The following is a 12,037-nucleotide window of genomic DNA, read 5'->3' on the forward strand; positions in this document are numbered from 1 at the left end:
CAAGTGTGGTTGGTCGAGAAGGGCGAAGTCTGTATTGCAACCGCTGCGCCGTGCCTACTGGCTCAGCACCGCCGAGGCCTCAGTCTTGAGCTTGTCCTGCGAGAACTGGAAGTACTCAATGATCGAGCGGCCCGTGGTGCCGATCGAACCGACCGTCGTGTGCTCTGCATCCGGGCGACCGAGGTCGGTTTGCCAGGCGGTGTGGTCGGTGTTCCAGGCGTTTGCGACGGCAGAATCGGCGTCGGCAATCGCCTGGTCGGCAGCGGGGGCGAGGTTGTCGAGCTCGGGGTACATCGTCTCGCCTTCCTTGAGGTTCGGCTCGGTCGTTCGCAGGTGCGTGGCGATGGCCTGGAAGGCATCGGCGGTCTTGCCGTACTCGGTGGCACCGACGGCACAGGCGCCAGCGAACGCACTCATGACGCACTGCGTGTCGAAGGCGTTTGCAAGGTCGCGGTAGAAGCCCACGTAGGTGGTCTCAATCGCGGCGGCGTAGTTCTCGCGCAGGGTCTTGTCGTAGAGGTTCACGCAACCCGAGGGCGAGGCGCAGGTCCAGTAGAGCTGGCTATCGGGGGAGTCGACGCGCTCACCGTTTGGCACGGTGCGCGAGTCGGCGAGGACGCCGTTGATGTTGTCGTTGTAGGTCTTGTAGAGGTCGGTATAGGTGCTCAGGTTGTCGCAGAGTTCGGTCATCGCGCCGAGCGTCTTGTCACTCGTCGCGAGGAAGGCGTCGGCCGCCGTGCGCTGGGTGGCGAGGCTCTCGGCCGTCGACTGCGCGGCGACATAGGCCTCGGATGCGGTGGCATCCTCGTCAACCGGAAGCTCGGGAATGGCGGCGTCCTGCAGCTCAGTGCGCTTCGTGCTCGCCGCCTCACGGTCGGTGCACGCGGTGCTGATTGCGGATGCATCCATCTGGTAGAACGCAGAACCCGAGAACTGCAGTGGGCCAGCAATATCGGGCTTGGTCACGATGTCGAGGTTCTCCTGGTTCCACATCGTGTTGTAGGTGTTGACCTGCGCGTTGAATTCCGCCGCCAGTTCGTCACCCTTGGCGACCTTGCCGTTGTGAATCATCACAGGGATGAGGATGCCTGCGGCGAGAAGTGCAGCGGCACCTGCGGCGATACCGACGATGAGGCCGGTGCGCTTTTTCTTCTTGGGCTTCTCTTCGGTCTGGAAGGGCGAGACGGGGCCGCCGGGGCCCTCGGGTCCGTGGGGGCCGCCGAACTGGGGACCCTGGTGGCCCCCGAATTCGGCGCCGGGCTGGCCCTGGCCGAATTCGCCGAACTGGCCCGGCTGGCCCTGGCCGGATTGGCCGGGCTGCGCCTCGCCGAACTGTCTGGCAGCGGCATCGGCCGCCGCACCAGCGAACGCGCCGCCCTGATCGGCGCCGGTGTACTGGTTACCGAACGGAGTGGATTGGTCACCGGGGAGTGCGGCCGGGGGAGCGCCAAAGGGTTGCTGGCCGTGGGGGGCGCTGTTGGCGAAATCGTTCGGGTTGAACGCCTCGGTCGGCTGTTCGTGACGCGCGGCGGCGGCATCCTGCTCGCTGAACTGCGCCGCGAAGCCTTCGCCGTAGGCCTGCGTCTGCTGCTCGCCGTATGAGGGCGCATCGGCGTTCGCGGCGAACCAGGCCGGCTGCTCGGGCTGAGCCGGCTCGGACGGCTCGTCGACCTGCTCCGGCTGTGCGGGCTCAAACTGTCGATCGGGCTGGAACACCGGGGTGGGCTGCTCCGCATCGGCTGGCTGCTCGGTTTCGACAGACTCCTCGGCGGGCGGCACGTTGAACTGTTGCGCGGGCTGGAACGGTGTCGGAGTATCCGACGAAGGAACCTGCTGCTCGGGCTGGAACGACTGTTCAGGCTGGAACGACTGCTCGGGCTGTTGGAACGCTGGCGGTGACTGCTCCGGCTGGAACTGCTGTTCAGGCTGGAAAACCTGGTCACCGGGCGCGGGCGCACCAAAGTCGACCTGGGGCTCGGACGACTGCGGAGCATCCTGATTTGAGCTTGCCGGTCGGGTGCCAAACACGCCGCCGAACTGGTGACCGGCGTCGGGTGCCGGGGCCTCATTGGCCGGGGCTGGTTCGCCCTGGGCGTCGGGCTTCGGGGCCTCCCAATTAACGGCGCCCCACTGCGAGGGTGCCTGGTCGTCGGGCCGCTTGGCGTCGTTCGTGCCGTCGTTCGCGTTCATGCGCCTAAGAATACGGTTGCCAAGCATGCATTCGGGTGAATGTGGCGACGAATCGTCCTGCAGTCGTAGGACTGTTCTTGCGATCGAGGATGCGCTAAGATCGGTCTACTCGGCGCAAGTCGGGTGACAATTCAATAGCGTTGATGCTGTCAGCGCAGTCACGGGGATGATCGGTTTCGACATTGCTCGCGAAACTGCGTGAAGCGGGTAGAGGACGCGGGGTTATCTCTTAAACGCCCCTCGCAACCAATAAGTGCCAATAACAAGCGCACTGACTTCGCCCTCGCTGCCTAAGCACCGAGCCTCGAGTCCGTCAACCTAGGTTTGCGTTCGACCTAGATCTTGGCGTCATTTTGAACGATTGCTGCGTAGTTGCGTCACAGGGCTACGTGGGACTTTAACTTTGACTGGGTTTGTCGGTCAGGCTGTTCGCCGCTACGACCGGAACCGAGTAACACATCAGGCGAACTGCACCCGGAGAAGCCGCAGGCTCACAGCGATGGACGGGGGTTCAATTCCCCCCATCTCCACGAACACACCACGACCCTGGTCGCCGCACGATTCGTGCGCGACTCAGGGTCGTGGTGCGTTTCCGAGGGGTGTCGCAGGCCAGTGCCATGCTTGGATGGGGTGCCGTGGGTTCCGGAGGCAACAGGGCAAGGAGAGTGCAATGGATGAGGTCCTTGACACCGCGGGTGCGGGTGCAGCCGCTGGCAACTCGGTCGACAAGGCTGGCCCAATCGGCTCAGCTGCACTTCAACACGCAGTGTCCACAACCCTCGTCGAAGTCACGCCTGGCGTCGCCATCGTCTTTGGCGATGTGCCGGACGGCCTTGAACTCATCAGTCTCGACATGGTGCCGGGCTTCGATCGCGCACACCTTGCTACGACACTCGGCTCTCTCGCAAGCGCAGGAACGATGGTCGGCAACGTTGCCGATGCAGCATCCAAAGCGCAGGGTCTCTATCGCGTCAACAAGGCGACGCTTTCGCTGTTGAACAGCGGCGGGCAAATGGCGGCCAAAGACGGCGCCCAACTTGGCGCAATCTTGAAGAACGGCAAACTCATAGCCCAGGCCCGATTTGTCCCCGTTTCTATGACTGCGGCCGCCACGATCGCGGCGGTCGGTCCGGCGATTGCCATGATCGCGCTCCAGATGCAGCTTGGCGAGATTTCCGGACTCGTACGAACCAATATCCAGCTCACGACACAAATCCTTGAAGTCATTCGCAACGATCAGTGGGCGGAACTCGAAGGATTGGCAGGGTCGGTCGATAAGGCGGTCACAGAGGTCCGCGAGCTCGACGCGGTTACAGAATCCGTGTGGGAGCCTATCGCCGCGAGCGGCCCCAATATCGGCAAACAACTCGCGCTCTATAACAAGAATGTGGCGGACCACTTACGAGAACTCGGGAATCTGGACGGTCGCGCTCGTCGGAATTACCTCGAAATCAATGCGGCAGCAATTGTCGTTGACACGTTCGCAATGCTCCGAGCATTGCGAACCTACGCGAAGTACCAAACCATTCGAGCTGCCATCGCCAGAACACGAGGCATGAGCGACGAGAACGAAGCACGGCATTTCGAACTCATTACCCAGCAGACTCCACTTGAGATCAACTCTGCGCTTGACAAAATCAAGTCACTGATCGGGTCACTCGTGCGCGAGTTGCGAATCATCGCCGAACTTCCAGGCCGCGCTACCCTGCCTCTTTCCAAAAAACGGAAAGATGCGAAGGCGTCTCAACTGACCTCCCGTCAGCTGCTCGAAGCAATCGAGCCATTGGTCGACATGCTTGGGCAAGTAGCCGCAGATCCAGCTGTGCCAATGACCGTGTGCGCGCCCGAGGGGCTAGACCTTGATCCCTATCTGCGCATCCTTCGGTGGTTTCTTGAAGAAGGTGAGGAACTGCTCAGCGTGGCCTTTCCCTACGAGGTGGGGGATCGCACCGTTGCTGGAATCGTGCCAGGGGTTCTCGCCAGTCGGGTTGATGCGAGCTGGGGAGCTCTTGCCCCAGGATTCGCCGGTTCTCTTGTCGAGAAGGTGGCTTCGAGCACTTTTGTTGCGGTCACTGACCGTCGGATCATTACCGCTGACCCGAGGAACCTATTGAGCCGAGGCGAACTCGGGCCGATCTACTCGCGAGATGACGTGCGCCATGTGCGCACGCGTGTGAGCCAACGGGAGAGCGACCGGATAACGATCGACGTAACCATGGAGCACCGAGACCTCCACTTCATGTTTCCGCGCGCAGCTGATCCCGAGGACATCGATGGTGTGGCGACACTGCTCACCCAACGATCGAGTCTGGCCGGCCGGGCGGGCCATGACGCGGTTACTCAAAGCCAACAGCGAAGTCAGTTAATGGAGGACGGGTCCGAGCAGGTAATCAGCGACCTGAATTGCGCCGATGGTCGTGCGCTTGCGCAGTGATTCAACGGTGCCGGGGCCGCCCGCTGCGGGGAACGGCGTGAACACGAGCGACTCTTCCAGCTCAGGTTGCCCGAGCGGTTCGACCCCAGCAGGGAACAAATCGTAGGCAAGCACGCGCGAGAGGTGCTTTGGTCCAGCCTGGATAGCGAGATTCATGAAGGTATTCAGCGTTGGGCCAAGGCCTCGGATGCGATGCTCACGAAAGATCACTGCAGCAAGCCCATCGTCGCCCTCCCAAGCGATCAAGTCTGCGAAACCCGTGGTCATGATGGGAACTGCGATGCCCGCACCAGTGACCTTGCCGATGCAACCGCCGATCGCCTGTTCGTACTCGCGCGGATTGATGAACCGCACAAACCCACTCGCAAACGTGCCGTATCCATAGTGTTCCCAGTACTCGATGAGTTCGGCTGGCACGCGGTCGCGGTACTCGTCGATGACTTCAGGCTCGACTGGACCAGCCGGCACGAAGTCGGGGATCTCGATCATTCGGCCAAGGTAGTTCGAGTAGGCGAGGAATTGCCTTGAACTTGAGACCGCGAGGCTATCGAGTCGAGTGGCGCCAAGGGTTGATGACAGCAACATCCATGGGATTGAAGTCGGCAACATTGCGGGTCACGACTACGAGTCCTCTGGACAGTGCTGTTGCCGCGATTAATGCGTCGCGTTCGGGCCGCGGATCCGGCACATGAAGTCGGGCTGCATGGCGTGCGACCGAAATATCGACTGGAATAATGCGCCCGTCAAACACGTCGAGCAGGTGACTTTCGAGCCATGCTTGGATGCGCTTGGCCTGCGCCGCGTCTCGGCGGGCGAGCCGAGAAATACCCAGCTCGATCTCGAGCACGGTAATTACTGAAATCCCAAGATCGGACGGGTTGCGTTCTGCCACCCACGTTCGAACTCCCGCGTCAGCGCGCTGCTCAGATTTGCGCAATTCGCTGACGACATTGGTGTCGAGCAGATACCTCACAGCTGGGGTACCTGCAAATTCAGGTCAAGGGTTTCGAAGTCCAAGTCGATGTCATCGTCCATGCTCATACGGTTAACGAGGTCGTTGCCGTCCTCGCGTAGTCGGTCATATTCCTTGATTGAGAGCAACACGAAGGCCGGTTTGCCGCGGTCGGTAATGATGACCGGTCCATGTGTTGCTTCTCGCTTTGCCGCGCTCACATCTTGATTGAATTCGCGTGCGCTCATGCTGGTCATCGCTCAGCCTCCTTGTAGGTACGTACCTACTTTACTCACGGACTCTCAATTGGACAAGGCCACTCGAGGCGTGGGGAAGCCTCGAAGTGTCTCGACAAGCCAGGGAGCGCTCATGGGTGCGCGCTAATGCGTGCCGCGCAGGTAAAACCAGCGGCCGCCTTCGCGTACGAACTCACTCACCTCGTGGAGCACGCCGCGGTCGCCGTCCTGCGACCAGCGGGCTTCGAATTCGACCACGCCCTCGCGGTCGAACGGGCCACCCGCTGAGGTGGCGAGCACGTCGAGGCGGCGCCAGCGCATCCCTGCTTCGAATTCGAGGTCGCTGGGACGGGTCGATGCATGCCAGGTGGCCAGTAGGTAGTCAGCGTCACCAACGGCAAAGGCACTGTAGCGCGAGCGCATGAGGGCCTCGGCCGTCGGTGCCGTCTCGCCGCGATGCCATCGTGCGCAACATTCGCCGTAGACGAGGCCGGTGCCGCAGGGGCATCTGGATGCATCAGTGATCATGCGGGGAATGGTACGCGGTCAGTCATCCCGTCCTAAGCGCCATCAGGATGCAGGCATCCCGCAATACTGCGGGATAGGGCGATCTGGATGACTTCCAGGCACCTGCCAACTCGACAGGTGCAGGCAATGGTCACCCCACACGCCGGTAGCATCAGAGCATGACGCAGCGTCCCCGCATCCTGGTTGTCAACGGCCCGAACCTCAACACGCTCGGCCAACGCGAGCCCGAGATCTACGGGCACGAGACGCTTGCTGACGTCGAAACTCGTTGCCGCCGCCGCGCCGACCAGCTCGGCCTCGACATCGACTTCATGCAGTCAAACCACGAGGGCGAGATCGTCGATGCGATTCAGCAGGCTCGGGGCACGGCTGCGGGCATCCTGATTAACCCGGCCGCGTACTCGCACACATCAGTTGCGATTCACGACGCGCTCGCGTTCGCGGAACTGCCGACCTTCGAGGTGCACATTTCGCAGGTGCATCGCCGCGAGCAGTTCCGGCACCACTCGTATGTGTCGCACATTGCGGATGCAGTGCTTGCTGGCGCCGGCACGCTCGGCTACGAGCTCGGCCTCGAATGGCTCGCCGAGCGGGTGAGCGACACCAATTAGCTAGGCGGCCTTTGCGCTCCCGGTCGTGTTCTGACCGTTCGCGGGGGAGACCACGCAGACGAGCCCGCGATCGTTCTGCTTCGACCAACTCTGCTCGGTCGGACCAAACGCGAGCGAACGGTAGTCGGTGCTGGCAGCTTCTTCGACGCCCGTGTACGTCACGAACTGTGGCGGGCAGAGTTCGTCAGCCTTGGCCTTGATCGCATCCATACCGGGAAAATCGGAGCCCTCAAGCTCGGTGCGCAGCGTCGCCTCGTAGAGGTGCGGCTCGGCGCAGTCGACGACATAGGCGAGCGTGTGCGCCTCATCGGTCGTGAAGCACTGGCCAGGCTCGACCTGGGTGATGCGCACTTCGCGCGGGCCGTCTGCATCCTGAGCACAACCGGTCAGCCCCAGGGCAAGAAGCGACGTCGCGGCGGCCAGGGCAACGAGACGGGATGCAACACTCACGGCTCCAGCGTACCCAACCGTCCGCCCCGTGGTCGCGGAAGCGGCGTAGGCTGGCTCGGTGACTGTCTCTGCCCCCACCTCGGAACGCGGCAGCTGGGCGGCCTTCGCCGTCTGCGTCGCCGTTGCCATTGCGACCATCCTCGACCTCGTGAAGGTCAACGTCACCCTCACACCGATCGAAGAGACGCTTGGCGCCACGAGCTCAGAAGCGCAGCTCATCGTCGCCGGCTACGTGCTTGCCTTCGGCATCCTGCTCGTGCCCGCGGGGCGACTCGGTGACCTTTGGAATCGCAAGGCGATGTTCATCATTGGCCTCGTCACCTTCATGGCCGCGAGTCTCCTCTGCGCCCTGTCGTGGAACGCGACCGTGCTCGTGGCGGCGCGCCTCTTGCAGGGAGCCGCCGCGGGCATCCTGATGCCGCAGGTAATTGGACTCATTCAGAACCTCTTCCAGGGGCAGCAACGCGGGCAGGCATTCGGTATTTTCGGTGCCTCGATCGGACTCGGCACGGCGTTCGGGCCGACGATCGGTGGCCTGCTCATCGGCGCGCTCGGCAATGAGCTCGGCTGGCGCTGGACCTTCGGCATGAACGTGCCGCTCGCGCTGATCATCCTGCCCTTCGCGTTGAAGCTCATTCCGGGACGGCAGAAGCACATCGAGGGCCCGGGTAAGCGCGATCTCGACCTCGTCGGCGTCTTGCTCATGGCCGTGACCGTGCTGTTTGTGATGTTGCCGTTCGTGCTCACGACCGGCACCGACGCCGATGATCCGAACCGCTGGTGGTTGCTGCTCGGTGCGGTCGTGTTTGGCGCCGCGTTCGTGTGGTGGGAGCGGCGCTATCTCGCCGCCGGTCACAACCCCGTCATCGACTTTGGGTTGTTCCGTTGGGCCTCGTATCGCTACGGCGTCATCATCACCACGATCTGGTTCGCGATGATGCCGCCGACGATGCTGCTCATGACGCTTTACCTGCAGCAGGGGCTCGGGCACGAGGCGGTTGTCGTCGGCATGGTGTCGATTCCGTTCGCGATCATCTCGGCGATCGTGGCCGCTTGGACCGGCCGGTACACCTTCAAGCACGCGGCGACGCTCGTGCTCGTCGGTATGATCATCTTCGCGGTCGCGATGTTCGGGATGATGGCCGTCGGCATTTGGGGCAACGCCGAGAACTCGCCCTGGCTGTTTGCGATCGTGCTCGGACTCGGTGGCGTAGGTCCCGGCTTCATCATGTCGGCGAACCAGATGCGCACGCTCAAGCACGTGCCGCTCGAGTCGGCCGGTGTGGGCGGCTCGTTCATGCAGGTCGGGCAGCGGCTCGGCAACGCGATGGGCATCGCGGTGGCGGCGTCGATCTTCTATGCGGTGGCATCGATTGCGCCGATGAACGGCTCGGTGCCCGATCACACCGACCCGGCGACGGCGGGTATTTATCAGGATGCGTTTGTCGCCGCCGTGTGGTTCCCGATCGGTCTCGCGCTTGTTGGCCTGCTCGTGTCGTGGCTCGACTGGCGGGTCGACCGCCGCGAGCGGGCCGCCGGGACGGCGAACTTGAACCTGCCTCGGTAGGTGGCGGGAGGGGTCTCGATAGGCTCGAGCCACGAACCGGAAGGAGCCGAACGTGACCACTGCATCCACTACCGATTACGGCGACGAGTCACGCGGGCTGCGCATTGAACGCGAAGGCAAGGGCAGCTACCTCGTGCGCAATGGCCGCGGGGGCGAGGTGCGCATCGCGATTGGCGGCACGCCCGATTCCTTCACTCCGGGGGAGCTGCTGCAACTCTCGGTGGCGCTGTGTGAAGCACTTTCAGCTGATCACGTGCTTGCGAGCCGCCTCGGCGACGACTTCGCCGCATCCGTCACTATCGATTCGGAGTTTGACTCGCCGTCAAAGCGGTTCACGTCGATCTCGACCCGTGTTGAGGCCGATATGAGCGAGTTTCCGGCGGAGAAGCATCCGCTGCTCATTGAGCGCTCGGAGAAGGCGATTCACCGTATCTGTGCCGTGGGACACACGGTGGAACAGGGTGCCGAGGTGCGCGTCGCGGTGGTGGACGGGGCGCGAGGAGCGTAGGCGGCAGGGTCTCGATACGGCCTTCGGCCTACCCTTCGAGAGCCTCAGGGCACCGCTCGACCAACCAAGGTGTGGGTGGTCGAGTAGGAGCGTAGCGCTATCGCTTCGCGGGCACCTCATCCTGGTCGTGGCGCTCGTGGCCCTCCATGAACTTGTCGATCTCGCTCTTCGAGGCCGTGAGCTTCGGGTCATTGTCGAGATAGTGCTTCGTTTCGCGCGCAATGAGTCCTGAAAGCAAGAGCAAGCCGATGAGGTTCGGCAGCGCCATGAGTCCGTTCGCGATATCGGCGAATGACCACACGATCGACAGTGGCACGGTGCATCCGATGAACACGACCGCAGTGAACAGCACGCGATAGGGCACGACGCCGGCGACGCCGACGAGCCGCTCAACCGATCGCTCGCCGTAGTACGACCAGCCAAGCATCGTTGAGAACGCGAAGAACGCGATCGAGAGCGCGACGACCACCGAACCGACTTCGCCAAGCGTGCCAGCGAAGGCCTCGGAAGTCATGGTGCCCGCCTGGCCTTCGGCGTTGCCTTGCTCCCACACGCCGGTGCTGATGACGATGAGGCCGGTAAACGACACAACGATGATCGTGTCGATGAAGGTCTGCGTCATCGACACGAGGCCCTGACGCACCGGGTGCGTGGTCTTCGCGGCGGCCGCAGCGATAGCCGCCGAACCCATGCCCGACTCGTTCGAGAAGATGCCGCGGGCGACACCCATCTGAATGACCAGGATGAGGATGGAGCCGCTGAATCCGCCGACTGCGGCGGTGCCGGTGAACGCCATGTTGAAGATGTCGGCGAGCGCCTGGGGGAGCTCTGGGGCGTTGGCGACGAGCACGACCATGCCGAAGATGATGTAGAGGAGGATCATCACCGGCACGAAGGCTGCGGTGACGCGGCCGATCGAGCTGATGCCACCGATGAGCACGATGCCGGTGACGACCGTAAGCACGATCGCGGTAACCCAGCTCGGAATGTCAAACGTGCCCGCCATCTGCGCGGCGACGGCATTGCCCTGGGTCATATTGCCGATGCCGAAGCTGGCGATGACGGCAAAGATCGCGAACCACAGTGCGAGGAACTTGCCGAAGGGTCCCTTGATGCCCCGTTGCAGGTAGTACTGGGGACCACCCGACTTCTCGCCGCGGGCGTCGGTGGTGCGGAAGCGTACGCCGAGGAAGGCTTCGGCATACTTCGAGGCCATACCGAGCAGGCCCGTCACCCACATCCAGAACAGCGCGCCGGGGCCGCCGATGGCGATGGCGGTGGCGACACCGACGATGTTGCCGACGCCGACCGTGGCGGCGAGCGCCGTGGTGAGCGCCTGGAACTGCGAGATATCGCCGCCCTCGGTGTCGTCAGCGCGACGGATCAGACCGAGGTTGAGTGCCGGGCCGAGCTTGCGCAGCTGCAGGAAGCGCAGTCGCACCGTGAGCACGATGCCGGTTCCGAGGAGGAGAGGGATGAGGAGCCACGGGCCCCAGACGAAAGCGCCGATGCTGTCGAGGATGCTTTGTAGCTGGTCCATGGCGGCACGCTAGTCGAGGTTGGGTGGTAAGTACAATCTCGGCTACCGACGTTTGGAGGGGTGGTGCAGGTCGACATGGTCTCGATACGGCCTTCGGCCCACTCGACCAGCCAGATCTTGGTTGGTCGAGTGCGAAGCGAATCGAGACCGCGGCCTACGCCTGCAGGATCCCGAGTACCTCGTCGTGCACGAGGCCATTGGTCGCGACGGCACCGCGGCCCCAGGGGCCGGGTTCCCCATCCACCGATGTAAATGTGCCGCCAGCCTCTTCGATAATCGGGATGAGCGCGGCCATGTCATAGGGCATCAAACCCAGCTCGCACGACACCTCAAACGAGCCCTCGGCCACGAGCATGTAGGGCCAGAAATCGCCGATCGTGCGCGAACGCCAAGCCTTCTCGTTGAGTTCGATAATCGGCTCGACAATGCCCTCTTCCTGCCAATACTTCAGCGACCCATAGCTGATCTGGCTCTCGGCGAGCGTCGCGACCCCCGACACCTCAATGCGCCGGTCGGTGGCGGTGTTCGAATCAGAAAGATCGTCATCCATATAGGCACCAAGCCCCGTCGCACCCCACCAGCGCCGGTCGAGCGCCGGCGCCGACACCACACCAACAACCGGATGCCCGTCAACAACAAGCGCAATCAGCGTCGCCCAAATCGGCACGCCGCGCATGAAGTTTGCCGTGCCATCAATCGGGTCGATGATCCACTGGCGGCGCGATTGACCCACCTGGCCAAACTCCTCGCCAAAAATCGCGTCGGCCGGGCGCGCCTCTGCCAGCTTCTCGCGAATCGCCTGCTCAACCGCGCGGTCACCATCGGTCACATGCGAGCGGTCTTCTTTGATGTAGACGCCGAGGTCGCGGGAGCTGAAGTACTCCATCGAGATGCCGTCGGCGAGGTCGGCGAGCTGTCGCGCGAGGCGAAGATCGGCGGTGATCGGATGCAACAGTTCGAGGGCCATGCCTCCAGTATCCCGGACGGGATGAAGACCTGGCCCTCGAACGCGCGGTGAGCG

Annotated in this window: 12 protein-coding genes and 1 other RNA gene; 5 read left to right on the forward strand and 8 right to left on the reverse strand. The window is 63.0% G+C overall.

Annotation, left to right across the window (positions count from 1 at the left end; genetic code table 11):
- Window positions 1–54 precede the first annotated feature (54 nt).
- The gene (locus EG850_RS00440; protein WP_124968748.1) at window positions 55–2,190 is read right to left on the reverse strand and encodes a hypothetical protein; all 2,136 of its coding nucleotides are present in this window, start codon (window positions 2,188–2,190) and stop codon (window positions 55–57) included.
- 162 nt (window positions 2,191–2,352) lie between these two features.
- Here EG850_RS00440 and ssrA point away from each other — a divergent pair.
- Both ssrA and EG850_RS00450 read left to right on the forward strand, forming a co-directional pair.
- Window positions 2,353–2,723: a transfer-messenger RNA gene (gene ssrA / locus EG850_RS00445) on the forward strand.
- A 137-nt stretch (window positions 2,724–2,860) separates the two neighbouring features.
- On the forward strand, window positions 2,861–4,624 hold the full coding sequence (locus EG850_RS00450; protein WP_124968750.1) for a hypothetical protein: 1,764 nt from the start codon (window positions 2,861–2,863) through the stop codon (window positions 4,622–4,624).
- On the opposite strand, the gene EG850_RS00455 is transcribed toward EG850_RS00450, so the two are convergent.
- The 4 genes from EG850_RS00455 to EG850_RS00470 all read right to left on the reverse strand — a co-directional run bounded on the left by EG850_RS00455 (window position 4,553) and on the right by EG850_RS00470 (window position 6,340).
- Complete coding sequence (locus tag EG850_RS00455; protein WP_124968752.1) at window positions 4,553–5,113, reverse strand: GAD-like domain-containing protein; 561 nt, start codon at window positions 5,111–5,113, stop codon at window positions 4,553–4,555. The genes EG850_RS00450 and EG850_RS00455 overlap by 72 nt on opposite strands.
- Window positions 5,114–5,168: 55 nt before the next feature.
- The gene (locus EG850_RS00460; RefSeq protein ID WP_124968754.1) at window positions 5,169–5,597 is read right to left on the reverse strand and encodes a type II toxin-antitoxin system VapC family toxin; all 429 of its coding nucleotides are present in this window, start codon (window positions 5,595–5,597) and stop codon (window positions 5,169–5,171) included.
- Window positions 5,594–5,833 carry a type II toxin-antitoxin system Phd/YefM family antitoxin gene (locus EG850_RS00465; protein WP_124968756.1) on the reverse strand — a complete coding sequence of 80 codons (240 nt, stop codon included), beginning with the start codon at window positions 5,831–5,833 and terminating at the stop codon, window positions 5,594–5,596. Before EG850_RS00465 ends, EG850_RS00460 begins: the two co-directional genes overlap by 4 nt.
- Window positions 5,834–5,956: 123 nt before the next feature.
- Window positions 5,957–6,340, reverse strand: a complete 384-nt coding sequence (locus EG850_RS00470) for a YchJ family protein (RefSeq protein WP_124968758.1) — start codon at window positions 6,338–6,340, stop codon at window positions 5,957–5,959.
- Window positions 6,341–6,498: 158 nt separating this feature from the next.
- Here EG850_RS00470 and aroQ point away from each other — a divergent pair, with 158 nt between their 5' ends.
- A complete protein-coding gene (gene aroQ / locus EG850_RS00475; RefSeq protein ID WP_124968760.1) occupies window positions 6,499–6,951 on the forward strand; it encodes a type II 3-dehydroquinate dehydratase in 453 nt (150 codons plus the stop codon).
- Here the strand turns inward: aroQ and EG850_RS00480 are convergent, their stop codons facing one another.
- Window positions 6,952–7,401 carry a septum formation family protein gene (locus tag EG850_RS00480; protein WP_185714874.1) on the reverse strand — a complete coding sequence of 150 codons (450 nt, stop codon included), beginning with the start codon at window positions 7,399–7,401 and terminating at the stop codon, window positions 6,952–6,954.
- A 58-nt stretch (window positions 7,402–7,459) separates the two neighbouring features.
- Between EG850_RS00480 and EG850_RS00485 the strand changes: the two genes are divergently transcribed.
- Together EG850_RS00485 and EG850_RS00490 are read left to right on the forward strand one after the other, a co-directional pair.
- Complete coding sequence (locus tag EG850_RS00485; RefSeq protein WP_124968764.1) at window positions 7,460–8,968, forward strand: MFS transporter; 1,509 nt, start codon at window positions 7,460–7,462, stop codon at window positions 8,966–8,968.
- Window positions 8,969–9,020: 52 nt separating this feature from the next.
- Window positions 9,021–9,476 (forward strand): OsmC family protein, encoded by a 456-nt coding sequence (locus EG850_RS00490; RefSeq protein ID WP_124968766.1) that lies wholly within the window; start codon window positions 9,021–9,023, stop codon window positions 9,474–9,476.
- Window positions 9,477–9,573: 97 nt separating this feature from the next.
- Here EG850_RS00490 and EG850_RS00495 read toward each other — a convergent pair whose 3' ends face one another.
- Both EG850_RS00495 and EG850_RS00500 read right to left on the reverse strand, forming a co-directional pair.
- Window positions 9,574–11,016 (reverse strand): alanine/glycine:cation symporter family protein, encoded by a 1,443-nt coding sequence (locus tag EG850_RS00495; protein ID WP_124968768.1) that lies wholly within the window; start codon window positions 11,014–11,016, stop codon window positions 9,574–9,576.
- Between the two features lie 154 nt (window positions 11,017–11,170).
- Window positions 11,171–11,983, reverse strand: a complete 813-nt coding sequence (locus EG850_RS00500) for an inositol monophosphatase family protein (protein WP_124968770.1) — start codon at window positions 11,981–11,983, stop codon at window positions 11,171–11,173.
- Window positions 11,984–12,037 lie beyond the last annotated feature (54 nt).

The sequence above is a fragment of the Gulosibacter macacae genome, assembly GCF_003865375.1.
Classification (GTDB): Bacteria; Actinomycetota; Actinomycetes; order Actinomycetales; family Microbacteriaceae; genus Gulosibacter; species Gulosibacter macacae.